The 25,552-nt window shown below is 65.6% G+C and carries 24 protein-coding genes; 15 read left to right on the plus strand and 9 right to left on the minus strand.

Annotated features, from left to right (window positions below):
- The first annotated feature begins 116 nt into the window (after nucleotides 1-116).
- The 7 genes from ACUCV0_RS01375 to ispD all read left to right on the plus strand — a co-directional run bounded on the left by ACUCV0_RS01375 (nucleotide 117) and on the right by ispD (nucleotide 7,531).
- Complete coding sequence (locus tag ACUCV0_RS01375) at nucleotides 117-1,067, plus strand: acetyl-CoA carboxylase carboxyltransferase subunit alpha (RefSeq protein WP_059314058.1); 951 nt, start codon at nucleotides 117-119, stop codon at nucleotides 1,065-1,067.
- Nucleotides 1,068-1,077: 10 nt separating this feature from the next.
- Nucleotides 1,078-2,394 (plus strand): tRNA lysidine(34) synthetase TilS, encoded by a 1,317-nt coding sequence (gene tilS, locus ACUCV0_RS01380; RefSeq protein WP_482211819.1) that lies wholly within the window; start codon nucleotides 1,078-1,080, stop codon nucleotides 2,392-2,394.
- A 142-nt stretch (nucleotides 2,395-2,536) separates the two neighbouring features.
- The gene (pyrG, locus tag ACUCV0_RS01385) at nucleotides 2,537-4,165 is read left to right on the plus strand and encodes a CTP synthase (RefSeq protein ID WP_059314060.1); all 1,629 of its coding nucleotides are present in this window, start codon (nucleotides 2,537-2,539) and stop codon (nucleotides 4,163-4,165) included.
- Nucleotides 4,166-4,167: 2 nt separating this feature from the next.
- On the plus strand, nucleotides 4,168-5,016 hold the full coding sequence (kdsA, locus tag ACUCV0_RS01390; RefSeq protein WP_313647832.1) for a 3-deoxy-8-phosphooctulonate synthase: 849 nt from the start codon (nucleotides 4,168-4,170) through the stop codon (nucleotides 5,014-5,016).
- A 79-nt stretch (nucleotides 5,017-5,095) separates the two neighbouring features.
- On the plus strand, nucleotides 5,096-6,385 hold the full coding sequence (eno, locus tag ACUCV0_RS01395; protein ID WP_482211820.1) for a phosphopyruvate hydratase: 1,290 nt from the start codon (nucleotides 5,096-5,098) through the stop codon (nucleotides 6,383-6,385).
- A gap of 166 nt (nucleotides 6,386-6,551) precedes the next feature.
- Entirely contained in the window at nucleotides 6,552-6,830 is a 279-nt protein-coding gene (locus ACUCV0_RS01400) for a septum formation initiator family protein (protein ID WP_482211821.1), read from the plus strand.
- Entirely contained in the window at nucleotides 6,830-7,531 is a 702-nt protein-coding gene (gene ispD, locus ACUCV0_RS01405; RefSeq protein WP_059314062.1) for a 2-C-methyl-D-erythritol 4-phosphate cytidylyltransferase, read from the plus strand. The genes ACUCV0_RS01400 and ispD overlap by 1 nt, the downstream gene beginning before the upstream one ends.
- 48 nt (nucleotides 7,532-7,579) lie before the next feature.
- On the opposite strand, the gene ACUCV0_RS01410 is transcribed toward ispD, so the two are convergent.
- Nucleotides 7,580-8,485, minus strand: coding sequence for a LysR substrate-binding domain-containing protein (locus ACUCV0_RS01410; protein WP_156428993.1), 906 nt, complete (start codon nucleotides 8,483-8,485; stop codon nucleotides 7,580-7,582).
- A 101-nt stretch (nucleotides 8,486-8,586) separates the two neighbouring features.
- Between ACUCV0_RS01410 and ACUCV0_RS01415 the strand changes: the two genes are divergently transcribed.
- From ACUCV0_RS01415 to rpoS, 8 genes are all read left to right on the plus strand, one after another.
- Entirely contained in the window at nucleotides 8,587-9,699 is a 1,113-nt protein-coding gene (locus tag ACUCV0_RS01415; RefSeq protein ID WP_017639036.1) for an S-(hydroxymethyl)glutathione dehydrogenase/class III alcohol dehydrogenase, read from the plus strand.
- A 41-nt stretch (nucleotides 9,700-9,740) separates the two neighbouring features.
- Nucleotides 9,741-10,595, plus strand: coding sequence for an S-formylglutathione hydrolase (gene fghA, locus ACUCV0_RS01420; protein ID WP_434776053.1), 855 nt, complete (start codon nucleotides 9,741-9,743; stop codon nucleotides 10,593-10,595).
- A gap of 66 nt (nucleotides 10,596-10,661) precedes the next feature.
- The gene (ispF, locus tag ACUCV0_RS01425) at nucleotides 10,662-11,135 is read left to right on the plus strand and encodes a 2-C-methyl-D-erythritol 2,4-cyclodiphosphate synthase (RefSeq protein ID WP_058766625.1); all 474 of its coding nucleotides are present in this window, start codon (nucleotides 10,662-10,664) and stop codon (nucleotides 11,133-11,135) included.
- Entirely contained in the window at nucleotides 11,132-12,190 is a 1,059-nt protein-coding gene (truD, locus tag ACUCV0_RS01430) for a tRNA pseudouridine(13) synthase TruD (RefSeq protein ID WP_482211822.1), read from the plus strand. Before ispF ends, truD begins: the two co-directional genes overlap by 4 nt.
- Nucleotides 12,178-12,933 carry a 5'/3'-nucleotidase SurE gene (gene surE / locus ACUCV0_RS01435; RefSeq protein WP_482211823.1) on the plus strand — a complete coding sequence of 252 codons (756 nt, stop codon included), beginning with the start codon at nucleotides 12,178-12,180 and terminating at the stop codon, nucleotides 12,931-12,933. The genes truD and surE overlap by 13 nt, the downstream gene beginning before the upstream one ends.
- A gap of 38 nt (nucleotides 12,934-12,971) precedes the next feature.
- The gene (locus ACUCV0_RS01440; RefSeq protein ID WP_167348579.1) at nucleotides 12,972-13,610 is read left to right on the plus strand and encodes a protein-L-isoaspartate(D-aspartate) O-methyltransferase; all 639 of its coding nucleotides are present in this window, start codon (nucleotides 12,972-12,974) and stop codon (nucleotides 13,608-13,610) included.
- A gap of 170 nt (nucleotides 13,611-13,780) precedes the next feature.
- Nucleotides 13,781-14,617 (plus strand): peptidoglycan DD-metalloendopeptidase family protein, encoded by an 837-nt coding sequence (locus ACUCV0_RS01445; protein WP_482211824.1) that lies wholly within the window; start codon nucleotides 13,781-13,783, stop codon nucleotides 14,615-14,617.
- Nucleotides 14,618-14,727: 110 nt separating this feature from the next.
- Nucleotides 14,728-15,720 (plus strand): RNA polymerase sigma factor RpoS, encoded by a 993-nt coding sequence (gene rpoS, locus ACUCV0_RS01450; RefSeq protein WP_482211825.1) that lies wholly within the window; start codon nucleotides 14,728-14,730, stop codon nucleotides 15,718-15,720.
- Between the two features lie 407 nt (nucleotides 15,721-16,127).
- On the opposite strand, the gene fdxA is transcribed toward rpoS, so the two are convergent.
- From fdxA to ACUCV0_RS01490, 8 genes are all read right to left on the minus strand, one after another.
- Complete coding sequence (gene fdxA / locus ACUCV0_RS01455) at nucleotides 16,128-16,451, minus strand: ferredoxin FdxA (protein WP_059314069.1); 324 nt, start codon at nucleotides 16,449-16,451, stop codon at nucleotides 16,128-16,130.
- A gap of 68 nt (nucleotides 16,452-16,519) precedes the next feature.
- Complete coding sequence (mutS, locus tag ACUCV0_RS01460) at nucleotides 16,520-19,096, minus strand: DNA mismatch repair protein MutS (RefSeq protein ID WP_482211826.1); 2,577 nt, start codon at nucleotides 19,094-19,096, stop codon at nucleotides 16,520-16,522.
- Between the two features lie 92 nt (nucleotides 19,097-19,188).
- Nucleotides 19,189-21,138: an ATP-binding protein gene (locus ACUCV0_RS01465; protein WP_482211827.1), complete on the minus strand. Its 1,950-nt coding sequence runs from the start codon at nucleotides 21,136-21,138 to the stop codon at nucleotides 19,189-19,191.
- A 78-nt stretch (nucleotides 21,139-21,216) separates the two neighbouring features.
- Nucleotides 21,217-21,423 (minus strand): hypothetical protein, encoded by a 207-nt coding sequence (locus tag ACUCV0_RS01470; RefSeq protein ID WP_482211828.1) that lies wholly within the window; start codon nucleotides 21,421-21,423, stop codon nucleotides 21,217-21,219.
- A 54-nt stretch (nucleotides 21,424-21,477) separates the two neighbouring features.
- Complete coding sequence (locus tag ACUCV0_RS01475) at nucleotides 21,478-22,461, minus strand: 2-hydroxyacid dehydrogenase (RefSeq protein ID WP_482211829.1); 984 nt, start codon at nucleotides 22,459-22,461, stop codon at nucleotides 21,478-21,480.
- Nucleotides 22,462-22,476: 15 nt separating this feature from the next.
- The gene (locus ACUCV0_RS01480; RefSeq protein ID WP_271654227.1) at nucleotides 22,477-23,760 is read right to left on the minus strand and encodes an MFS transporter; all 1,284 of its coding nucleotides are present in this window, start codon (nucleotides 23,758-23,760) and stop codon (nucleotides 22,477-22,479) included.
- Between the two features lie 37 nt (nucleotides 23,761-23,797).
- Complete coding sequence (locus ACUCV0_RS01485) at nucleotides 23,798-24,727, minus strand: sugar kinase (protein WP_271654228.1); 930 nt, start codon at nucleotides 24,725-24,727, stop codon at nucleotides 23,798-23,800.
- Complete coding sequence (locus ACUCV0_RS01490; protein ID WP_482211830.1) at nucleotides 24,720-25,502, minus strand: sugar phosphate isomerase/epimerase family protein; 783 nt, start codon at nucleotides 25,500-25,502, stop codon at nucleotides 24,720-24,722. Before ACUCV0_RS01490 ends, ACUCV0_RS01485 begins: the two co-directional genes overlap by 8 nt.
- Between the last annotated feature and the right edge of the window lie 50 nt (nucleotides 25,503-25,552).

Raw genomic sequence — 25,552 nt, forward strand, 5'->3', positions numbered from 1 at the left:
CCCAACCCTCGCCAGCGGCGGGTGCCAGTGACGCGGCAGGAGTCTCGACCTGTCTCGTCCGATCCCTTAAGGTAGGCGCCCCGGCCCCTGGCTCTAGATTGCAATAACGGATGCCCATGAACCCGAACTATCTCGATTTCGAACAGCCCATCGCCGATCTCCAGGCCAAGATCGAAGAACTTCGACTGGTCGGTAACGACAATGCGCTGAACATCAGTGACGAGATCGCCCGGTTGCAGGAGAAGAGCCAGGCGCTCACCAAGAGCATCTTCAGCGACCTGTCGAGTTGGCAGGTGGCCCGTCTGGCGCGTCATCCGCTGCGTCCCTACACCCTGGACTACATCAGCTACCTCTTCAGCGATTTCGAAGAGCTGCATGGCGACCGTCACTTCGCCGACGATCCGGCCATCGTGGGTGGCGTCGCCCGCCTGGAAGACCGTCCGGTAATGATCATCGGCCACCAGAAGGGCCGCGAAGTGCGCGAGAAGGTGCGGCGCAACTTCGGCATGCCGCGTCCGGAAGGCTATCGCAAGGCTTGCCGTCTGATGGAAATGGCCGAGCGTTTCAAGATGCCGATCCTGACCTTCATCGATACCCCCGGTGCCTACCCGGGCATCGACGCCGAAGAGCGTGGCCAGAGCGAGGCCATCGCCTGGAACCTGCGCGTCATGGCGCGTCTGAAGACTCCCATCATCGCCACCGTGATCGGCGAAGGTGGTTCCGGTGGCGCCCTGGCCATTGGCGTCTGCGATCAGCTCAACATGCTCCAGCACTCCACCTACTCGGTGATTTCGCCGGAAGGCTGCGCCTCCATCCTGTGGAAGACCGCCGAGAAGGCCCCCGATGCCGCCGAGGCCATGGGCATCACCGCCGAGCGGCTGAAGAGCCTGAACATCGTCGACCAAGTGATCGACGAGCCCCTGGGCGGTGCCCATCGCGATCCCCAGGCCATGGCCGCCAGCCTGCGCACCGCGCTGCTGGAACAGCTGGACGAACTCAAGGGCTACGATCTGCCGGCACTGCTGGAGCGTCGTTACGAGCGCCTGATGAGCTACGGCATTTCCTGATCCCGCCTCCATGAGTCTGCTGGATCGGCTGCACGCCCGGCTGGAGCGGCAGCCGCCCACTCGTCACTGGCGGGTGGGTTTCTCTGGCGGACTCGACTCCACCGTCCTGCTGCACCTGTTCGCGCGCCTGCGCGAGCGTGGCCTGCTCGTCGAGCTGCAGGCGATACACGTGCACCATGGCCTGCAAGCCGTCGCGGATACCTGGGTCAGTCACTGCGCCCAGGTCTGTCAGGCATTGGCGGTTCCCCTCGATATCTTGCACGTGCGCACCGATCAGGCAGCCAGTCTCGAACGTGCCGCGCGCGAGGCGCGCTATGCCGCCTTCGCACGGGTCCTGCCCGCGGAGGGCTGTCTGGTGCTCGGCCAGCACCGCGACGATCAGTTGGAGACGCTGCTGCATCGCCTGGTGCGTGGCGCGGGTGTGAAGGGGCTGACCGGCATGCCGGATGCGCGGCCGCTGGCTGCCGGTCGCCTCTGGCGCCCCTTGCTGGACGAGCCACGGGCCGCGCTGCTGGCCTATGCCCGGAACGAAAAGCTGGACTGGATCGAGGATCCCAGCAACGCCGACATCCAGCTGGATCGCAATTATCTGAGACACGAGGTGCTGCCCCGGCTGCGCACTCGCTGGCCAGGTATCGACCAGGTCATGGCGCGCAGCGCTCGGCATCTGGCCGAGGCCGATGAGCTGCTGGGCGAGCTGGCCAGCCTGGATCTGCTTCGGGCTCGGCGAGGGGAGCAGCCCTTTGCCTGGGTGCCGCTGCCAAGCCTGGCTCTGGCGCCCCTGCAGGCCCTGAGCGAGGCACGCCAGCGCAATGCCTTGCGCGCCTGGCTGGAACGTCTGACGCGCCAGCCTGACAGCGCCCATTGGGCCGGCTGGCAGGCGCTGCGCGAGGGAGGGGAGGCCAGCGATCCCTGCTGGCGTCTGGAAGGCGGCAGCGTGCGCCGTGGCGCTGGGCGGATCTGGTGGGTGCCGGATGCCTGGCAGGCCGAGCCGCTACCTGCGGCCTTAAACGGACAGGAAACCACCCTGGAGCTCGGGGGCAATGGCCGGCTGATATTCGTCGGTCGGCCTGCCGAATCCGGCTGGCGGATCGGCTATCGACAGGGGGGCGAGCGGCTGCGGATCCCTGGTCGGGGCGCCCGTGATCTCAAGCGATTGCTCAATGAGCAGGCGGTGCCGCCGTTCCTGCGCGGCCGTTTGCCGCTGCTCTGGCGAGGCGACGAACTGCTGGCCGTGGCCAATCTGCCTGGTCTGAGTGCTCTGCCAGGGGGAGGGCGGCTTGAGTGGCAGCCCGCAGACGGCATGGGTGGGTTTGAGCTGAGATGACCTTTAGGCTAGACTACGCTCCCGTCTTATACCGCATTTTCCGCTCGCCCCGAGTGGACGGTGTGCATTGGTCCGGCGCCAGGCCGACCGCTCTCGCTTTCATCGGCGGCTCTCCGCCTCAACGCAGATTCTAGGAATTTTCATGACGCGCTTTATTTTCGTCACGGGCGGTGTTGTTTCTTCTTTGGGGAAAGGCATCGCCTCGGCCTCCCTGGGCGCCATTCTGGAAGCGAGAGGGCTGAAGGTCACCATGCTCAAGCTGGATCCGTACATCAACGTGGATCCCGGCACCATGAGCCCCTTCCAGCACGGCGAGGTGTTCGTCACCCATGACGGCGCCGAAACCGACCTGGACCTGGGCCACTACGAGCGGTTCATCCGCACCACCGTGACCCAGAACAACAACTTCACCACCGGTCGCATCTACATGGACGTGCTGCGCAAGGAGCGCCGCGGCGACTACCTGGGCGCCACCGTGCAGGTGATCCCGCACATCACCGACGAGATCAAGCGGCGCATCATCAAGGGCGCTGGCGATGCCGACGTGGCCCTGGTGGAGATCGGCGGTACCGTCGGCGACATCGAGTCGCAGCCCTTCCTCGAAGCCATCCGCCAGCTGCGGGTAGAGATCGGGGCGCGTCGCGCCATGCTGATGCACCTGACCCTGGTGCCCTACATCGCTACCGCCGGCGAGACCAAGACCAAGCCGACCCAGCATTCGGTCAAGGAACTGCGCTCCATCGGCCTGCAGCCCGATGTGCTGATCTGCCGTTCCGACCACACTGTCGACAGCTCCTCCCGTCGCAAGATCGCCCTCTTCACCAACGTCGAAGAGCGCGCGGTCATCTCCCTGGAAGACGTCGACACCATCTACCGCATCCCTTCGGTGCTGCACGCCCAGGGTCTGGACGAATTCGTCATCGAGCGCTTCGGCCTGGAGTGCCAGCCGGCCGATCTGTCCGAGTGGGATCGCGTGGTGGATGCCAAGCTCAATCCCGAGCAGGAAGTCACCATCGCCATGGTCGGCAAGTACATGGAGCTGCTCGACGCCTACAAGTCGCTGATCGAGGCCATGAACCACGCCGGCATCCAGAGCCGCACCAAGGTCAACCTGCGCTACATCGATTCCGAGCACATCGAGCAGCAGGGTACCCATCTGCTCAAGGGCGTCGATGCCATCCTCGTTCCCGGCGGCTTCGGCCTGCGCGGCGTGGAAGGCAAGATCGCCACCGTGCAGTACGCCCGCGAGAACAAGATTCCCTATTTGGGCATCTGCCTGGGAATGCAGGTGGCGGTCATTGAATTCGCCCGTAACGTGCTGGGCTGGAAAGACGCCAACTCCACCGAATTCGACAAGGCCAGCGGTCACCCCGTGGTCGGCCTGATCACCGAATGGCAGGATTCCACCGGCGCCACCGAGATCCGCACCGAAGGCTCCGATCTGGGCGGCACCATGCGCCTGGGCGCTCAGGAATGTCAGCTGATCAGCGGCACTCAGGTACATGACTGCTATGGCCAGGACGTTATCGTCGAGCGCCATCGTCATCGCTACGAGGTCAACAACAACCTGCTGCCGCAGATCCAGGCCGCCGGCCTGAAGATCTCCGGTCGTTCGGGCGACGGTGCCCTGGTGGAAGTGGTGGAAGCCCCGGATCATCCCTGGTTCGTCGCCTGCCAGTTCCACCCAGAGTTCACCTCCACCCCGCGTGATGGCCATCCGCTGTTCAGCGGCTTCGTCAACGCCGCCCTGCGCTACGCCAAGAAGGATTGATCATGACCGCTCAGAAGATCGTCCGCGTCGGCAACATCGAGATCGCCAACGACAAGCCCTTCGTGCTTTTCGGCGGCATGAACGTGCTGGAATCCCGTGACCTGGCCATGCAGGTGTGCGAGCAATACGTCAAGGTGACCGAGAAGCTGGGTATCCCCTATGTCTTCAAGGCCAGCTTCGACAAGGCCAACCGCTCATCGGTAACCAGCTACCGTGGTCCCGGCATGGAGGCTGGCCTGCGCATCTTCGAAGAGCTCAAGGCCACCTTCGGCATGCCGGTGATCACCGACGTCCACGAGCCCTACCAGGCTGCCCCGGTGGCGGCGGTGTGCGACATCATCCAGCTGCCGGCCTTCCTCTCGCGGCAGACCGATCTGGTCGTGGCCATGGCCAAGACCGATGCCGTGATCAACATCAAGAAGGCCCAGTTCCTCGCGCCCCAGGAGATGAAGCACATCCTCGCCAAGTGCGAAGAAGCCGGTAACGACCAGCTGATCCTCTGCGAGCGTGGTTCCTCCTTCGGCTACAACAACCTGGTGGTCGACATGCTCGGCTTCGGCATCATGAAGAGCTTTGGCTACCCGGTGTTCTTCGACGTGACCCATGCCCTGCAGATGCCGGGCGGGCGCTCCGACTCCGCCGGCGGCCGCCGTGCCCAGGTCACCGACCTGGCCAAGGCCGGTATGAGCCAGGGCCTGGCCGGTCTGTTCCTCGAAGCCCATCCGGATCCCGAACACGCCAAGTGCGACGGCCCCTGTGCCTTGCGCCTGGACAAGCTGGAGCCCTTCCTGGCCCAGCTCAAGGCACTGGACGAGCTGGTGAAGTCGTTCACGCCGATCGAAACTGCCTAAGCGGCGGCTGAACCAAAAGGCCCGCGCGCAGCCGAAGGCTGATCCGTCAATGACCGGTAACATGGAGATCGATACAAAAATGGCTAACATCGTCGACATCAAGGGACGTGAGGTCCTGGATTCCCGCGGCAACCCCACCGTTGAAGCGGACGTAATCCTGGACAACGGTATCGTCGGTCGCGCTACCGCGCCGTCCGGCGCGTCCACCGGTTCGCGCGAGGCACTGGAGCTGCGCGACGGCGACAAGAGCCGTTATCTAGGCAAGGGCGTGCTGAAGGCCGTAGGCAACATCAACGGGCCGATCCGCGACCTACTGCTGGGCAAGGATCCGAGCGACCAGAAGGCGCTGGACCGCGCCATGATCGAGCTGGACGGTACCGACAACAAGGCCAAGCTGGGCGCCAACGCCATCCTGGCCGTGTCCCTGGCAGCTGCCAAGGCCGCCGCCGAAGACCAGGACCTGCCGCTCTACGCCCACATCGCCAACCTGAACGGCACCCCTGGCCAGTACTCCATGCCGGTGCCGATGATGAACATCATCAATGGCGGCGAGCATGCCGACAACAACGTCGACATCCAGGAATTCATGGTCCAGCCGGTCGGGGCCAAGAGCTTCGCCGACGCCCTGCGCGTGGGTGCCGAGATCTTCCATCACCTGAAAGCCGTGCTCAAGGCCCGTGGCCTGAGCACTTCCGTGGGTGACGAAGGCGGCTTCGCACCGAACCTGGCCTCCAACGCCGATGCCCTGGCTGCCATCGCCGAAGCGGTGAAGAACGCCGGCTACGAGCTGGGCACCGACGTGACCCTGGCCCTGGATTGCGCCTCCAGCGAGTTCTACAAGGACGGCCAGTACGACCTGTCCGGTGAAGGCAAGGCCTTCGACGCCAACGGTTTCGCCGACTACCTGGCCGGGCTGACCGAGAAGTTCCCGATCATCTCGATCGAAGACGGCATGGACGAGTCCGACTGGGCGGGCTGGAAGGCCCTGACCGACAAGATCGGCAGCAAGGTACAGCTGGTGGGCGACGATCTGTTCGTCACCAACACCAAGATCCTCAAGGAAGGCATCGAGAAGGGAATCGGTAACTCGATCCTGATCAAGTTCAACCAGATCGGCTCCCTGACCGAGACCCTGGAAGCCATCCAGATGGCCAAGGCCGCCGGCTACACCGCAGTGATCTCCCACCGCAGCGGCGAGACCGAAGACTCCACCATCGCCGACCTGGCCGTAGGTACCGCCGCCGGTCAGATCAAGACCGGCTCGCTGTGCCGTTCCGACCGCGTTTCCAAGTACAACCAGCTGCTGCGTATCGAAGAGCAACTGGGTGCCAAGGCACCGTACCGCGGCCGTGCCGAGTTCCGTAGCTAAGAGCTGCGTGAACGTGGAGGCGACGATTCAGGTCGTTGCCTCCTGGCTCGTCTGCCGGACCACAGGATAGATGCCCAGTTTACAAGCGTAGAGCCGGGCTTCTATCCTGTTTTCGTTTCTGCCGCCGCCTTTGCGGCATCTGCCGCCCGCGAATCCGTTACCACCCATGCGAAGTCCCTACTGGCTGTTCCCCTTCCTGCTCCTGCTGCTTGGCGGTCTTCAGTATCGCCTGTGGGTTGGTGATGGCAGCTTCGCCCAGGTGCACGAACTCAAGCAGCAGATCGCCGACCAGAATGGCGAGAATAAACGCCTGCTGGAGCGCAACGAGATCCTCGAAGCCGAGGTCGTCGAGCTCAAGAAAGGCATGGAGACCGTCGAGGAGCGTGCCCGCCACGAACTCGGCATGGTCAAACAAGGCGAAACCCTCTTCCTGCAATCCAAATAATGTCCCTTCTGCCTTCCTTCTGGGCGGTCATTCCCGCCGCGGGTGTGGGCGCGCGAATGCGTGCCGACCGGCCCAAGCAATACCTCGACCTGTGCGGCCGCAGCCTGCTGGAGCGCACCCTCGACTGTTTTCTCGATCATCCCCGTCTACGCGGGCTGGCGGTGAGCCTGGCGCCGGAAGATCCCTGGTGGCCGACGCTACCCTGCGCCACCGATGCCCGTATCCTTCGTGCACCGGGCGGTCGCGAGCGCGCCGACTCGGTACTCGGCGGCCTGCTGCTGCTAGCCGAGCAGGGTGCCACCGACGGCGACTGGGTGCTGGTGCATGACGCGGCGCGGCCCAATCTGCGACGTGATGACCTGGATCGGCTGCTGGCCGAACTGGCCCAGGATCCGGTGGGTGGCCTGCTGGGCGTGCCGGCGCGGGATACCCTCAAGCGTGTCGGACGTGATGGCCGGGTGAGCGAAACCGTGGATCGCAGCCAGGTGTGGCTAGCCTACACACCGCAGATGTTCCGCCTCGGCGCTCTGCGTGATGCCCTCTGCGCCGGCCTGGCGGCGGGCGCCGCCATCACCGACGAGGCCTCGGCCATGGAATGGGCCGGCCATGCGCCGCGTCTGGTCGAGGGCCGGGTGGACAACATCAAGGTCACCACCCCCGAAGACCTGCAGCGACTGCAGGTTGTCTTCGCCGAGGCCTAGGACTCAGGCCTGCAGCAACGCCTCGATCAGAAAGCGAGCCAGCGATGCTCACCCCCTGGATAGGGAGCGGCCGCCCAGGCGCTCCGCGCCCAGTCCCTGTTTGAGGTGCTCCACCAGCAGGCGAATCTTCGGCGAGAGAAAGCGCCGCTGCGGATACAGGGCCCATACCGCGCTATTGGGCGGCTGACGGTTGTCCAACAGCGCGCGCAGCTCGCCGCGCGCCAGATGCGGCTGCACGTAGTAGTCCGGCAGCTGGCACAGACCGAAGCCACGCAGCGCGGCGTCCAATACCGCCTGGCCGCTGTTGCAGCGCCAGGAGCCCTGGACGCGGTGCAACACCTCGCGCTCGTTTTCGCGAAAGCTCCAGATGTCGCTGGTGCCGACCAGGCAGCGATGGCGGCTCAGTTCCGACAGGGTATGGGGCGCCCCGAAGCGCTCCAGATAGCTGGGGGCGGCGCACAGGTAGAGCTCCCGCGGCGCCAGCCGCGTCGCCACCAGGCGGGAATCGGCCAAGCGACCCAGGCGGATGGCCAGGTCGTAACCCTCGTGGAGCAGGTCGACGGTGCGATTGGTCAGGTCCAGCTCCAGGCTCACCTCGGGATGACGGGCAAGGAAGTCATTGACCAGCGGCACGACGAAACGCTCGCCATAGGTCACGGCGCAGGTCATGCGGATCAGCCCCTTGGGCTGGCTGGAGAGGTCGCTGACCTCGCGCAGGGCTTCGTCGCGGGCCTCCTGCAGGCGACGGCAGTGTTGCAGGAAGGTGTGGCCGGCCTCGGTGAGGGCCACGCTGCGGGTGCTGCGGTAGAGCAGCCGAGCCTGCAGGCGCTCCTCCAGCCGTGCCACCTGGCGACTGACGTGGGAAGTGGAGGTGCCCAGGCGATCGGCGGCCTGGCCAAAGTGCAGGGTATTTGCCACCGCGACGAACTCATCGATGCCTTCCCAGCCCATGATTGTTTCCCTGTGGCAAAAATGAATTCCAGTATGCCCGATTGTTCCAGGATTTCTGGCGTCTAAACTGGTCACCTCGTTTTTTCGTCTGACTGGAGTCGAGCATGATCAAGTCCCGCGCCGCTGTAGCCTTCGCGCCCAATGAGCCTCTGAAGATCGTCGAAGTGGACGTCGAGCCGCCCAAGGCCGGCGAGGTGCTCATCCGCATCGTCGCCACCGGCGTCTGCCATACCGATGCCTACACCCTGTCCGGCCAGGATTCCGAGGGCGTCTTTCCCTGCATCCTGGGTCACGAAGGCGGTGGCATCGTCGAAGCAGTGGGCGAGGGCGTGACTTCGGTCGCCGTCGGCGATCACGTCATCCCGCTGTATACCGCCGAGTGCGGCCAGTGCAAATTCTGCAAATCCGGCAAGACCAACCTTTGCAGCTCGGTACGCGCGACCCAGGGCAAGGGCCTGATGCCCGATGGCACTACCCGCTTCTCCTACAACGGCGAGCCGATCTACCACTACATGGGCTGCTCGACCTTCTCCGAGTACACCGTGCTGCCAGAGGTGTCGGTAGCCAAGATCCCCGCCGAGGCGCCGCTGGAAAAGGTCTGCCTGCTGGGCTGTGGCGTCACCACCGGCATCGGTGCCGTGCTCAACACCGCCAAGGTGGAAGAGGGCGCCACCGTCGCCGTCTTCGGTCTGGGCGGCATCGGCCTGGCCGCCATCATCGGCGCCAAGATGGCCAAGGCCAGCCGCATCATCGCGATCGACATCAACCCCTCCAAGTTCGACATCGCCCGTGAACTGGGCGCCACCGACTTCGTCAATCCCAAGGATCACCAGAAGCCGATCCAGGAAGTCATCGTCGAGCTGACCGACGGCGGCGTCGACTACAGCTTCGAGTGCGTCGGCAACGTCAACCTGATGCGTGCGGCCCTGGAGTGCTGCCACAAGGGCTGGGGCGAGTCGGTGATCATCGGCGTGGCCGGTGCCGGCCAGGAGATCAGCACCCGGCCGTTCCAGCTGGTGACCGGTCGCGTCTGGCGCGGCAGCGCCTTCGGTGGCGTCAAGGGCCGTAGCGAGCTGCCCGGCTATGTGCGCAAGGCGCAGAGCGGCGAGATTCCGCTGGATACCTTCATCACCCACACGATGGGCCTGGAGCAGATCAACGAAGCCTTCGAGCTGATGCACGAAGGCAAGAGCATCCGCACCGTCGTCCACTACTGATCGCCGAGAGGGCGCCCACGGGCGCCTTCTTTCCGAGGGAGATGACCATGAGTCTCGAACTGCTCTCCAGCAACAAGAGTTTCGGCGGTTGGCACAAACGCTATCGCCACCGTGCCCGCAGTCTCGACTGCGACATGACCTTCGCCGTCTATCTGCCGCCCCAGGCGGAAGCTCGTAGCGATCTGCCGGTGCTCTACTGGCTGTCCGGGCTGACCTGTACCGACGAGAACTTCATGCAAAAGGCCGGGGCGCAGCGCCTGGCGGCCGAACTGGGTCTGGTGCTGGTGGCGCCGGACACCAGTCCGCGTGGCGAGGGCGTGCCGGACGACCCCGACAAGGCCTGGGACTTCGGCCTGGGTGCCGGTTTCTACATCAACGCCACCCAGCAGCCCTGGGCCAGGCACTACCGCATGCACGACTACGTGGTCGAGGAACTGCCGGCGCTGATCGAGGCCAACTTCCCGGTCTCGGATCGCCGTGGCGTCAGCGGGCATTCCATGGGCGGCCATGGCGCCCTGATCTGCGCCCTGCGTCATCCGGGCCGCTATCGCTCGGTGTCGGCCTTCTCGCCCATCGTCAATCCGCTGGATTGCCCCTGGGGCCACAAGGCCTTCTCCAACTATCTGGGCGAGGATCGCAGCACCTGGGCGGAGTGGGACGCCTGTGCGCTACTGGAAAAGGCCGAGGAGCGTCTGCCGTTGCTGGTCGACCAGGGCGAGCAGGACAGCTTCCTTGCCGAACAGCTCAAGCCCCAGGCCCTGCAACGGGCGGCGGGTGCCGTCGGCCATCCCCTCGAACTGCGCCTGCAGCCGGGCTACGACCACAGCTATTTCTTCGTCGCCAGCTTCATCGACGACCATCTGCGGCATCATGCGGCGGCCCTGTCGACCCCCTGAGGGCGACGGGAGCCGTCCCCAGCCGGTAGAATCGACGCCCTGTCATTTTCCAGGGCGTCTTTCTTCATGCGCATAGGTCACGGTTTCGACGTTCACGCCTTCGGCGAGGGCGACTTCATTACCCTTGGTGGCATTCGTATTCCCCACCACCATGGCCTGGTCGCCCACTCCGATGGCGACGTGCTGTTGCATGCCCTGGCCGACGCCCTGTTGGGCGCCGCGGCCCTGGGCGACATCGGCAAGCATTTCCCCGATACCGATCCGCGCTTCAAGGGTGCCGACAGCCGGGTGCTTCTGCGCCATGTAGTCGGCCTGGTGCGCGAGCAGGGCTGGAAGGTCGGCAACGTCGACGGCACCATCGCGGCCCAGGCGCCGAAGATGGCGCCGCACATCGAGGCCATGCGCCAGGCCATCGCCGAGGACCTGCAGGTCGAGCTGGGCCAGGTCAACGTCAAGGCCACCACCACCGAGCGCCTGGGTTTCGTCGGGCGCGAAGAGGGCATCGCCGTACACGCCGTGGCCCTGTTGCTGCCGCTATGACCGAAGACCAGCTACTCGGGCCGCGCGCCCATGGCGAGCCCTGTGGCCAGGCGATTCTCAAGGCCAGCGCCGAGGACTTCCAGGTGGACGAGGTACTGGACATCCCGCTGAGCGGTGATGGCGAGCACCTCTGGCTGTGGGTCGAGAAGCGTGGCCTCAATACCGAAGAGGCGGTGCGCCGCCTGGCGCGGGCGGCCGGCGTGCCGCAGCGGGCGATCAGCTACGCCGGCCTCAAGGATCGCCAGGCGCTGACCCGCCAGTGGTTCAGCCTGCACCTGCCCGGCAAGGCCGATCCGGATCTTGCGGCCGCCTGCGACGAGACGCTGGTGATCCTCCAGCAGGGTAGGCACCGGCGCAAGCTGCAACGCGGCGCCCATGCCGCCAATGGCTTCCGCCTGCGCCTGACCGGACTCAAGGCCGATCCCGCGGCGCTGGAGGCTCGGCTGCAGGCCATCGCCGCCGAAGGCGTGCCCAACTATTTCGGTCCGCAACGTTTTGGCTATGAGGGCGGCAATCTGGTCGACGCCCAGCAATGCGCCCGTGAACAGCGCCTACCCGAGCAGCGCAACCGGCGTTCGCGTACGCTGTCCGCCGCGCGCAGCTGGCTGTTCAATCAGGTGCTGGCCGGGCGCGTCGCCGAAGGCTCCTGGAATCGGGCGCAGGGGGGGGATCTGCTGGCCTTTACCGACAGCCGCAGCCACTTCCCGGCGACCGCCGCCGATCTGACGGACCCGCGCCTGGCAGCGCTCGATCTGCACCCCACCGGCCCGCTCTGGGGCGCCGGCGAATCGCCCGTGCAGGGCCCTGCCGCCGCCCTGGAACAGGAGGTGGCGAGGGCCGCTGGAGAGCTGCCCGCCTGGCTGGCCGGTGCCGGCCTCTCGCATGAACGGCGCATCCTGCGCCTCCCCATCGGCGGCCTGACGTGGCATTATCCGGCTCCTGACATTCTGCAACTCGAATTCGTCCTGCCGGCCGGCTGTTTTGCCACCGCAGTGGTTCGCGAGCTGGTAACGCTTGGCGAGGCAGGGCAGACGGAACATCCATGCGACTTCTGATCGCCAACGACGATGGGGTGCTGGCCCCCGGTATCGCCGCGCTGCATGCCGCGCTCGCCGCCCATGCGGACTACGAGTGCCAGGTGGTCGCGCCGCTTTATGACATGAGCGGTGTGAGCAGTGCCCTGACGCTGGACCGCCCCCTGCATCCGCAGCGCCTGCCCAATGGCTACCTGGGCGTCAACGGCACGCCTACCGATTGCGTCCACCTCGGCCTCAATGGCCTGCTGGAGGAAACGCCCGACATGGTGGTGGCCGGTATCAATCTCGGCGCGAACCTGGGCGACGACGTCCTCTATTCCGGCACCGTGGCCGCGGCCATGGAAGGGCGTTTTCTCGCTCGCCCGGCCCTGGCCTTTTCACTGGTTTCACGCAGCCCCGACAACATGGCGGTGGCAGCGGAGATCGCTGCCCGTATCGTCGCCCTGCACGAAAGCTTCGACCTGCCGCCGCGCACCGTGCTCAACGTCAATATCCCGGATCTGCCGCTGGAGCAGATCAAGGGCCTGCAGCTGACCCGCCTGGGTCACAGAGCCCAGGCCAAGCCGCCGGTGCGCGAGATCAATCCGCGCGGCAAGGCTGGCTACTGGATCTCGGTGTCGGGCGATGCGGTGGATGGCGGGCCGGGAACCGACTTCCATGCGGTGCTGGAAGGCTATGTGTCGGTGACGCCGCTACAGTTCGATCGCACCTTCCGCGAGGGCTTCGCCGGCCTGTCGGCACTGACGGAGCTGCTGGCATGACTCAGGGGCAAGAGCATATGCAAAGACACGGCATCGGCATGACGTCCCAGCGCACCCGGGAGCGGCTCATCCAGCGCCTCTACGAAGAGGGGCTGTCCAACGCCCAGGTGCTGGAGGTGATTCGCCGCACGCCGCGTCACCTGTTCGTCGACGAGGCCCTGGCCCATCGGGCCTACGAGGACACGGCACTGCCCATCGGCCACAACCAGACCATTTCCCAGCCTTTCATGGTGGCACGCATGACCGAGCTCCTGCTCGCCGGCGGCCCCCTGGACAAGGTCATGGAGATCGGTACCGGTTCCGGCTATCAGACCGCCATCCTGGCGCAGACGGTGGAGCGGGTATTTTCCGTCGAGCGTATCCAGTCGCTGCAGGACCGGGCCAAGGAACGCCTGCTCGAACTCAACCTGCGCAACGTGGTGTTCCGCTGGGGCGATGGCTGGGAAGGCTGGCCGGCGCTAGCGCCCTACAATGGCATCATCGTCACGGCGGCTGCGCGGGAGATCCCCCAGGCACTGCTCGACCAGCTGGCACCCGGCGGCCGCCTGGTGATCCCGGTCGGCGCCGATGAGGAGCAGAAGCTCTTGCTGATCGTGCGCGAAGACGAAGGCTTCGTACGCCACGAACTCAATGCCGTACGCTTCGTACCGCTGCTCAACGGACCCCTGGCCCAGTGAGCGACAGGGAACGTTACCCCGGTACCGCGCTCCAAGGCAGCTTGACGGCTACGGCCGCTTGAGGCCGGCAGGATGGCCGGACGCTAGATGATCAGACTCTGCGGGAGGAACGGGTGAAGGCCCGAGCGCAAGGATTTCCAGGACGAGGGCGGTCAGGCTGGCTGGCGGCGGTGCTCGTCGCCCTGCTGCTGACGGGCTGTTCGAGCAACGGTTCACGAGCGCCGGTGATCGACCGCGGCGATGGCCGTGGCAGCGTTCTCCAGGTCACCTCCGGTCAGTATCGCGTCAAGCGCGGCGACACCCTGTTTTCCATTGCCTCTCGCAACGGCTGGGAATGGCGCGCCCTGGCCGCCCAGAACGGGATCAGTGCGCCCTTTGTCATCCATGTCGGTCAGGTGATCCGCTTTGGCAACGGATCCAGCGCCAGCAGTTCCAGTCGCGTCATCCGCCGCCCCGTCCCGGCAGCCTCCAATCCGGCGCCAGGCACTCCCGTCGCGACCCCGGTGCCCATTCCGCCGCCGGTGACCTCCAATCCCACTGCCGCTACCCCGGTGGTGACGCCCAATCTGCCTGCTGCACCGCCCCCGACGCCGGTCACACCGGCCCAGACACCTACCCGCGACGTCCCGCAATCCGCGTCCGGTTGGGCCTGGCCGACGAAAGGTACCCTCATCAGTCGCTTCTCCGCCAGCAGCAGTCTAAACAAGGGAATAGACATCGCCGGACAGGAAGGCCAGCCCGTGATGGCCGCCGCCGACGGTACCGTTGTCTATGCGGGAAATGGTTTACGCGGTTATGGTGAACTGGTTATCGTCAAACACAGCGAAACCTACGTCAGTGCCTACGGTCACAATCGTAGGTTGCTGGTTCGGGAAGGTGAGCGTGTCAAGATAGGACAGACCATTGCCGAAATGGGGTCGACCGGGACCGACCGGGTCAAGCTCCATTTCGAGATTCGCCGTCAGGGCAAACCGGTGGATCCTTTGCAATTCCTGCCCAATCGCTGATTCGCTAGGTGCCGACTCGTTCCCGCAGCTCTTTGGGGGCGAGTCATGGCGCATCGGCAACGTATCGATACGCCCGGGCTCGAAGCACAGACGAGCAAGGGTTACTCAAGATGATCCAGAACAAACAAGAAACCGAGTACGATCTCGGAGATGATGTCCTGCTTCTCGATTCCAATCCCTTCGATGAGGAATCCGCCGATTCCGCCATGACCAAGGCGCTCTCCGGGCGCGGTAATCAGGTCTTGCGTGGGGCGAAGCTGGCCGACTATGGCCGAGCGCTCGACGCCACGCAGCTCTATCTCAATGAAATCGGCTTCTCGCCACTGCTCTCGCCGGCGGAAGAGGTGCATTTCGCGCGGCTCGCGCAACGCGGTGATCCCGCCGGTCGCAAGCGCATGATCGAAAGCAACCTGCGCCTGGTGGTGAAGATCGCGCGGCGCTATATCAACCGTGGGCTGTCGCTGCTCGATCTGATTGAGGAGGGCAACCTGGGTCTGATTCGCGCCGTGGAGAAATTCGACCCCGAGCGGGGCTTCCGCTTCTCCACCTATGCCACCTGGTGGATCCGGCAGACCATCGAACGGGCGATCATGAATCAAACCCGTACCATTCGCCTGCCGATCCATGTGGTCAAGGAGCTCAACCTGCACCTGCGTGCAGCACGGGAACTGACCCAGAAGCTCGACCACGAGCCTTCGCCCGAGGAAATCGCGGCGTTGCTGGAAAAACCGGTGGCGGACGTCAAGCGGGTAATGGGCCTGAACGAGCGGATCAGCTCGGTGGACATGGTGCTGGGGCCGGATTCCGACAAGACTCTGCTCGATACCCTGACCGATGATCGTCCCACCGACCCTTGCGAATTGCTGCAGGACTCGGATCTCAACCAGAGCATCGACCAGTGGCTGCTGGAGCTGCCGGAGAAGCAGCGTGAAGTGGTGGTGCGCCGCTTTGGCCTGCGTGGTCACGAGGCCTGCACCCTGGAAGAGGTGGGGCAGGAAATCAGCCTTACCCGCGAGCGGGTACGGCAGATCCAGGTCGAGGCCCTCAAGCGGCTGCGGGAAATCTTCGAGCGCAACGGCCTGTCGAGTGATTCGTTGTTCTGATCATCCCTAGCTGAATGTCAGCCAAACGGAGCCCGGATTATTCCGGGCTTTTTTCTGTGCGCTGCTGTAAGTCGTGGCTTACAGCGCACGTAAGCAGGAGTCGCTTGGGCCTGCCGGAAAGCATCGCTTGGCCCACACGAACGATCTTCAAGTGCTTACTGCATAACGATTTTTCGTTACCAGCGCGGCAGCGAAGCGGTGTGGAAGGTCAAATTGTGGCAGATTGCCAGCGTTCGGGAGAGGAGTACTATCGGCGCTGTGTCTGGGACGACACGGATCGGCAGGAAGCGGATCGGGAACACCTCAGGACGAGGTTCACCAGGACGGTGACAGGAATTCAGGGACAGGGACGAAGGGGGCGGAGTGATCCGCCCCCTTTTTTATTGCCGGGGCTTTTCCCGCAGGACCTAGCGTTCCAGCTGGGCGAGCTTGCCGGTCTTGCCGTCCCACTCCGCGGCGTCGGGCAGGGCTTCCTTCTTCTCCGTGATGTTCGGCCAGATGTTGGCCAGCTCACTGTTGAGTTCGATGAAGGCTTCCTGGCCGGCCGGAACCTCGTCTTCCGAGAAGATCGCCTGGGCCGGGCACTCGGGTTCGCACAGGGCGCAGTCGATGCACTCGTCCGGGTGGATCACCAGGAAGTTGGGGCCTTCGTAGAAGCAGTCCACCGGGCAGACTTCCACGCAGTCGGTATATTTGCATTTGATGCAGTTGTCAGTGACGACGAAGGTCATCTGCTCGTTCTCCTCAGGCTAAGGCGGCGGATTCTAGCAGCATTGCCGGAACCCTCGTATCCGTTAACTCAGATACGCTTTTTCCATTCGTAGATAAGCTCCAAGGCCCGTCTGGGTGTGATGTCGTCCGGCTGCAGGCGTTCCAGTTCCTCGATGAGAGGATGGATGGCGCTGGCGAACAGATCGGCCTGCAGCGGGCGGCCCTTGGCCGGCGCGCTCACCGGCAGCGGCGTACCCACCTCTCCATTGAAACTGGCCGCTTCCAGGCGAGCGAGGTGTTCGCGCGCCCGCAGGATGACGTCTTCCGGAACGCCCGCCAGTTGCGCCACGGCCAGGCCGTAGCTCTGGCTGGCCGGACCGGGCAGCACATGGTGCAGGAAGACGATGCGGTCGTTGTGCTCGGTGGCGTTGAGATGCACGTTGGCCACACTCGGCTGGCCGTCCGGCAGGACCGTCAGCTCGAAGTAGTGGGTGGCGAACAGCGTCCAGGCACGCAGCCGTGCCAGCTGTTCGGCCGCAGCCCAGGCGAGGGACAGGCCATCGAAGGTGCTGGTGCCGCGTCCTACCTCGTCCATCAGCACCAGGCTGTGTTCGCTGGCGTTGTGCAGGATGTTGGCGGTCTCGCTCATCTCCACCATGAAGGTGGAGCGGCCGCCAGCCAGGTCATCGCTGGAGCCGATACGGGTGAAGATGCGGTCGACCAGGGACAGCTCGCAGCTGGCCGCCGGGACGAAGCTGCCGACATGGGCCAGCAGCACGATCAGCGCCGTCTGGCGCATGTAGGTGGATTTACCGCCCATGTTCGGGCCGGTGATCACCAGCATGCGGGTGTCGTTGTCGAGGGTGACGTCGTTGGCGACGAAGGGCGTTTCCAGCACCTGTTCCACCACCGGGTGGCGACCCTGGCCGATCTTCAGGCAGGGCTCCTCGACGAAGCGCGGCTTGTTCAGGTCCAGGTTGAGGGCGCGCTCGGCGAAGTTGGCCAGGACGTCCAGCTCGGCCAGAGCCGCGGCGCTGTCCTGCAAGGGCGCCAGGTGGCCGATGAGCTCGTCCAGCAGCGTCTCGTAAAGGGCCTTTTCCCGCGCCAGGGCGCGACTCTGGGCCGACAGGGCCTTGTCTTCGAAGGCCTTGAGCTCGGGAGTGATGAAGCGCTCGGCGCCCTTGAGGGTCTGGCGACGGATGTAGTCGGCCGGCGCCGATTCGGCTTGCCGGCTGGGAATCTCGATGAAGTAGCCGTGGACGCGATTGTAGCCGACCTTGAGACCTTGCAGGCCGGTGCGGGCCTTTTCGCGGGCCTCCAGGTCCATGAGGAACTGGCCGGCGTTCTCGCTCAGGGTCTGCAGTTCGTCCAGCTCACTGTCGTAGCCACGCTTGATGACGCCGCCGTCGCGGATCACCGCAGGCGGGTTGTCGATGATGGCGCGGGCCAGGGTGGCGGCCAGTTCCGGATAGGTCTGGATGCTGCGCGCGAGGTCGAGCAGGTGCGGCGCGATCATCTGCGTCAGCCCTTCCTGCAGCGTCGGCAGCGCGGCCAGGGCATCGCGCAGGCGGGCGAGGTCGCGCGGGCGGGCGTTGCGCAGGCCGATGCGGGCGAGGATGCGCTCCAGGTCGCCGATGTCCTTGAGCTGCGGCTGCAGCGTTTCGAAGCGATAGCCTTCCAGCAGGCAGGTGATGGCGTCCTGGCGGGCTTCGATCACCGCACGATTGCGCAGGGGACGATTCAACCAGCGGGTCAGCAGGCGACTGCCCATGGCGGTCTGGCAACGATCCACCACCGACTGAAGGGTGTTGTCGCGGCCACCGGCCAGGTTGACGTCCAGCTCCAGGTTGCGGCGACTGGCGCCGTCGAGGATGACGGTGTCGTCCAGGCGCTCGTGCCTGAGGCTGCGCAGGTGGGGCAGGGCGGTGCGCTGGGTCTCCTTGGCATAGGCCAGCAGGCAGCCAGCGGCGCCGATGGCCAGGCCCAGCTTGTCGCAGCCGAAGCCCTTGAGGTCGCCGGTACCGAATTGCTGGCAGAGGCTCTTGAGCGCCGAGTCGCAATCGAAGTCCCAGGGCGCCCGGCGGCGTACGCCACGCCGCTTCTCGGCGGGCAGGTCTGCAGGCCAGTCGTCGGGAATCAGCAGTTCCGCGGGGTTGAGGCGATCCAGCTCCGCCAGCAGAGTCTCCCAGCCGGCCAGTTCCTGCACGGTGAAGCGGCCGCTGGCGATGTCGAGCACGGCCAGGCCGAACAGACGCTCGTCGCCCAGCACGGCAGTCAGCAGGTTGTCGCGGCGCTCGTCGAGCAGGGCCTCGTCGCTGACGGTGCCCGGGGTGATGATGCGCACCACCTGACGTTCCACCGGCCCCTTGCTGGTGGCCGGATCGCCGATCTGCTCGCAGATCACCACCGATTCGCCGAGCTTGACCAGCTTGGCCAGGTAGCCTTCGGCGGAGTGGAAGGGAATGCCGGCCATGGGGATGGACTTGCCGGCCGAGGCGCCGCGCGCGGTCAGGGTGATGTCGAGCAACTTGGCGGCACGCCGGGCGTCGTCATAGAACAGCTCGTAGAAATCGCCCATGCGATAGAACAGCAGCTGCTCGGGATGTTGATGCTTGATCTTGAGGTACTGCTGCATCATGGGCGTGTGCGCGGAGAGATCGCTCATGCGGGTGTTTCGATCCGGTTGCCGTTGAATAGCCGGGTATTGTCCAACAACTCGCGGCGTTTGTCGGCCCCGCTCGGCTCAGAGGCGCGCCGTCACGCCGACGGCGGCTGCTCGCGGGAAGCCAGCAACAGATCGATCTGGGTCAGGAGTCTGTCCAGGGTGAAAGGCTTGACCAGCACCTGGACGTCTGGGGTGGGCAGGGGGTCGCCCGGCAGGTCGGTCTCGGCGTAGCCGGTGATCAGCAGGGTCATCAGACCGGGGCGACGCTCGCGGGCTAGGGCGGCGAGCTGGCAGCCGTTCAGACCGCCCGGCAGGCCGACGTCGGTGATCAGCAGATCCAGGGGCGTATCGGATTCCAGCACCTGCAAGGCAGTGGCGCCATCCTTCGCCTCCAGCGTGCGGATCTGGTGTTCGCGCAGCGCTTCGTCCACCAGCATCCGCACCATGGGCTCGTCGTCCACCACCAGAACCGTCATCCCCTCGGGATAGCGCGCCTGCGGCGATGGCGGCGTTTCGACCGGCAGGGCGGGCGCCGCCACCAGGCGCGGCAGGTAGAGGGTGACGGTAGTGCCCACGCCTGGCGCCGAGGCAATGTGGGCAACGCCCCCGGATTGCTTGGCGAAACCGTAGATCATCGACAGGCCAAGACCAGTGCCCATGCCGACCGGCTTGGTGGTGAAGAAGGGATCGAAGGCGCGGGCCAGGACTTCGGGTGGCATCCCCGAGCCGGTGTCGAGCACGGCCAGGGTCACGTAGTCGCCAGGTGGCAGCTCCAGGGCGGCTGCCTGGGTGTCGGTCAGGCGGCGATTGGCGGTGACGATGCGCAGCGTGCCGCCTTCGGGCATGGCATCCCGCGCATTGATGCAGAGATTGAGCAGGGCGTTTTCCAGCTGGTGGGGGTCGCAGAGGATGAGGTTGAGCGCCTCGGCGAGTTCGATGTGGATCTCCACCTGGGTGCCGACCGAACGGCGTATGAGTTCTTCCATGCCCAGCACCAGATCGTTGGTCTGGGTGGCGCTAGGGTCCAATGCCTGGCGCCGCGAAAAGGCCAGTAGCCGATGGGTGAGGGCCGCGGCGCGTTCGGCGGAGCCCTTGGCTGCACCGGTATAGCGTTCGAGATCGGCGAAACGACCTTGGTTGATCCGCAGAGTGAGCATGTCGAGGCTGCCGATTACGCCGGTCAGCAGGTTGTTGAAGTCATGGGCGATACCGCCGGTGAGCTGGCCCACGGCGTCCATCTTCTGACTTTGGCGCAGCTGTTCCTCGGCCTGGCGCAAGGCTTCCTGCTGCTCGCGGATGGCGGTGACCTCGCGCACCGTGGAATAGATGAGGCCATCCTGCACTACCGAATTCCATGACAGCCAGCGATAGCCGCCCTCGCGATGCCGATAGCGATTCTCGAAGCCGAAGACCGGCTCACCCAGCTTCAGGCGTGCGAGGGCGGCTTCGGTAGGCGCGCGGTCCTCGGCATGGACGAAGGCCATGAAGGGTTCCTGGTGCAGCTGCTCCTCGCTCCAGCCCAGGGTGTTGGTCCAGGCCGGATTGAGATCCAGCAGCTCACCCTCCAGGGTCGCCGTGCAGAGCAGGTCGGGGCTGGCCTGCCAGATGAGGTCGCGTTGGCGAGTACGCAGGGTGACTTCTTCACCGAGGTTGCCGGCAACGCGATAGAGGGATTCCAGACTACGGCGTTGGGCGACGCAGACCACCGCCATCGTGACGTTCACCAGCACGAACAGGGCATGGGACACCCAGCGCTCGCCAAACAAAGCGAAGTAGGCGGGCGCCTTGACGAACAGTGTCTCGGCCAGCAGGACCGAGAGCAGGGTGGCGAAGAGGCCGGGGCCTAGGCCGAACCAGAAGGCGGCCGTCATGATGAAGGGAATGAAGACCAGATAGGGCAGGCTGTCGATTCCCAGGCTCAGCCGGATGCCTGCTGCGATGGCAATAAGCACGGCTGCGCCCAGGTAGCGCAAGGGAGCAGGGGTGTCCCGCGGGACCAGCTGCAGCAGCCGGCCAAGCAGGGAGTGGGTCGCGATAGGCACTGGATGCTAGGCCTCGGGGCGCTGGTCCGTCACGGTACCTGAAGGGCGAACAGCCGGGCTCTTGGGTAGAAGGCGAAATCAGGTGCCTTCGTGCCGTTCGAATTCCTCCACCGCCCGGACCACGCCGGCGTTGTCCTGCGCCGTACTATGGGCCTGGCGTTCGAAGGCGGTGGCCAGTTCGTTGACTAGTTGCAGCAAGCGCGGGATGTCGCCGCTGCGCTCGGCATCGGCGGCTTGCTCGCGCACGCGGTTGACGAAGGCTTGGGGATCGTCGAAGGCAGTCATGGGCGTTCTCCGTGGGGGGTTGATGTTCATCTGACCGCAAATGACGGCCAAGACTCACTCGCGGCCCTGCCAGACCTCCGGATTGACCAGGTTGGCCGGGCGCTGACCGGCGAGGGCGGTTAGCAGATTGTCCACAGCACAGCGAGCCATGGCTTCGCGGGTCTCGTGGGTCGCCGAGCCCAGGTGCGGTGTCGGCACCACATTGGGCAGTTGCAGCAGGGGCGAGTCCGGCGCCACCGGCTCGCGGTCGAAGACATCCAGCCCCGCGCCGCGCAGTCGGCCTTCCTGCAGGGCGGCGATCAGGGCGGCTTCGTCGATCACCGGGCCGCGCGAGACATTGATCAGGATGGCGTGCGCCGGCAGCCGAGCGAGTTCGGTGGCACCCAGCAGGTGATGGGTCTCGTCGCTCAGGGGCACGGTGACGCAGAGGAAGTCGCAACTCGCCAGCAGCTCGGGCAGCGGCAGGAAACGCGCAGCGTAGCGCTCGTCCACCTCGGGCTTGGCGGCATGGGCGGTGTAGTTGACCTGCATGCCGAAGCCCAGGTGGGCGCGGCGGGCAATGGCCTGGCCTATGCGGCCCATGCCGACCAGGCCCAGGGTCTTGCCATGGACGTCGCAGCCGAAATGCGCTTCGCCCAGACTGGCCTGCCACTGGCCGGCACGTACCCAGTCCGCCAGCTCGACGATGCGCCGCGCTGTGGCGAGCAGCAGGGCGAAGGCGGCGTCGGCCACGCTTTCGGTCAGGACGTCCGGCGTGTTGCACAGCAGGATGCCGCGGCGTTGCAGATAGGGCAGGTCATAGCTGTCGAAGCCGACCGAGACGCTGGCGATGGCCTCCAGTCGGGGTGCCAGGTCCAGCAGCTCGGGGGTCAGCTTGAAGCTGGAGCCGAGCAGGCCCTGGGCGTCGGGCAGACGCTCACGCAGCCGGGCTTCGCCGCCCGGTGCCTTGACGTCGATGTACTCCAGGTCGAAGGCCTCGCTCAGCCGTGCGGTCAGGGCGGGCGAGAGGGCCTTGTAATGGATCACCTTCTTTTTCATGCGCAGGGTATTCCTCTAGTGACTGGTGGCGGGCTTGAGCGCCGCGGTGCGGCTGGCTGGTTCCTGACGCAGCAGCAGGGTAAGGACCACCGCTACCAGCAGGGCGCCGCCCATGAAGCCGAAGGAGGCCCCGGGACCCCCGGTCACACCATTGAGGTAGCCCACCAGATAGGAGCCGGCAAAGGAGCCCAGGGCGCCCATGCTGTTGATCAGCGCCATGGCGCCGCCGGCGACGTTGCCCGGCAGGATCTCGGGGACGATGGCGAAGAAGGGGCCGTAGGGGGCGTACATGCAGGCCCCGGCGACCACCAGCAGGGCATAGGACCACCAGAAGTGCTGGGTGCCGAGGGCGAAGGAACCCAGGAAGGCCAGGGCGGCGATCAGCAGCGGCGGCCAGACGAACAGCTTGCGATTCTGCATGCGGTCCGAGGCCCAGGACACCCCGAGCATGGCCAGCACGGCAGCCAGATAGGGCAGGGAGGACAGCCAGCCGGCCTGGACGATGTCCAGGTGGGCGCCCTGGCGCAGGATCGATGGCAGCCAGATGACGAAGCCATAGACGCCGATGCTCCAGCAGAAGTACTGCAGCGACAGCAGGATGACCTTGGGCGAGCGGAAGGCTTCGGCGTAGTTCTTGACCGGCTTCATGCCCTGCTGCTCGGCCTTCAGCGCCTCTTCCAGGCGGGCCTTTTCCTCAGCGGCGAGCCACTTGGCATCCTTGGGCCGCTCGGCGGCCAGGCGCCACCAGATGAAGGCCCAGATCACCGCCGGCAGGCCTTCGATGATGAACATCCAGCGCCAGTCCAGGGCATGGATCAGATAGCCCGAGACCACCGACATCCAGAGAATGGTCACCGGGTTGCCGAGGATCAGGAAGGTATTGGCCCGCGAGCGCTCACGCTTGGTGAACCAGTGGCAGAGATAGACCAGCATCGCCGGCATCACCGCCGCTTCGACGACGCCGAGCAGGAAGCGGATGGCGATGAGCAGGGTGACGTTGGGCACCATGCCCGTCAGGGTAGCGAGGCCGCCCCAGGCGATCAGGCTCCAGAAGATCAGTCGCTTGACGCTGCGCTTTTCGGCATAGATGGCGCCGGGCACCTGGAAGAAGAAATAGCCGAGAAAGAACAAGGCGCCGAGCAGGGAGGACATCGCCGGGGTGATGCCCAGGTCATCGGCCATGCCCGAGGCGGCGGCGAAACCGTAGTTGGCCCGGTCGAGGTAGGCCAGGCTGTAGGTGATGAAGACCACTGGCATCAGATACCACCAGCGGCGTGGAGCGAGAGAAGAGGCGTTCATGAGGTCACCTGCTTGATTGTTCTTGTAGGGGTGTAGATCAGGGTAGTTCGTGACGGTGGGGCAGTCCTTCCATGTCGCCGACGACCTGCACGGCGCGCGCGCCGATCCAGTTGCCCCGGGCGACGGCGGCGGCGACGTCGAGGCCGTCGAGCAGGCCGCTGACGAAGCCGGTGGCGAAGCCATCGCCGGCGCCGACGGTGTCGACCACCTCGGCCACGGCGACGCCGGGTACCTCACCCTCGGCCTCGGGTGTGCGCCAGTAGCCGCCCTCGGGGCCGAGCTTGATGGCCACGGCCTTGACCCCGCGGTCGAGATAGAAGGCAGCGATGTCCGCCGGGGTGTCATAGCCGGTCAGTAGGCGGCCCTCGGCCAGTCCGGGCAGCACCCAGTCGGCCAGCGCCGCGAGTTCGTTGAGTTCGCGGCGCATCTGTGCCTCGCTGTCCCACAGCGAAGGCCGCAGATTGGGATCGAAGGAGATGCTGCGTCCGGCACCCCGCATGGCTTCCAGCAGATGGCGGCTGAAGGCGCGGACGCTGGGCGACAGGGCCGGGGGAATGCCGGTGGCGTGCAGATGGCGCGCCCGCAGCAGGCTGGGGTCGAAATCTTCCTCGATGTTGAGGTGACTGGCCGCCGAGCCACGGCGGAAGTACTCGACGACCGGGTCGCTGCCATCGGAAACGCGGGATTTGAGCTGGAAACCGGTGGGATGCTGCGGATCGACCTTCAGGCGGCTGCAGTCCAGGCCCTCGGCTTCGAGGCTGGCGCGCACGAAGCGGCCGAAGGAGTCGTCACCGACCCGCGACAGCCAGGCGACCTTGAAGCCCAGGCGGCTCAGGCCGATCGCCACGTTGTTGTCGGCGCCGGCGATACGTTTGCCGAACTGGCCGACCGTGGCGAGCTCGCCAGGGGTCTCGGCGACGAACATGGTCATGGTTTCGCCAAAGGCGAGGATGTCGAAGTCAGCCATGCTGGCGCTCCTCCCGCTGCTGGCTATCGAAGGTGCGCAGGGCCGCTACCTGGCGGCGGGTCTCGGCCAGCAGATCGGCCCCCATGAGGGGAAACTCGATGGCGCGCCGCAGGCCGGCGGGGAAGTGGACCATCAGGCTCTGCCAGGCCAGCAGATCGGCCGCTTCCGGGGGCACGGCATGCAGGCCGCCAGCACGTCGGCGCACCGCCTTGCAGTGCAGGTAGCGGACGTCCCGGCCGAGCAGCCGTGCGGCCTGGAGGGGGTCTTCGTCCTGCCAGCGCCAGTTGCCGACATCGAAGGTCAGCCCGACCGGCAGGCCCTTGGCACGGGCGGCCTGGATGAAGGCGCGCAGCGGCTCGACCCGTCCTCCCTGGGCGGTCTGGTCGTTTTCCACCAGCAACTGCGGACCGTCGCCCGCCAGCTGTTCGGCCAGGGACTGCAGGTCTGCCGCGGTGCGATAGTGACCGAGGGACACCTTGAGGGTATCGGCGCCCAGCTGACGCGCTTCGGCGAGTGCCGTGGGCAGGCGCGGCGACAGGGCCGCTCCGGCTTCGGGCCAGAGCTCCAGGGGAACGGAGTAGACGCAGCCCAGGCCGGCGGCCTTGATGGCCGCGCCCAGGGCGGTGAAATCGGGGGTATCGGTGAACAGCTCGGCGCGGATTTCCACATGGCTGGCCCCCGCGGCGGCGATCAGGTCGAGCCAGGCGGCCTGACCCTGGGTACGGACCCCGTCGGCGCCAAAGGCCGAGGTGGTGATGGCGATCTCCGGTAGCATTGTTATTCTCCTGAAACCGGTTTCAACAAATGACGGATAAAAATGCGAAA

The sequence above is a fragment of the Pseudomonas sp. VMV1 genome, from assembly GCF_056790235.1.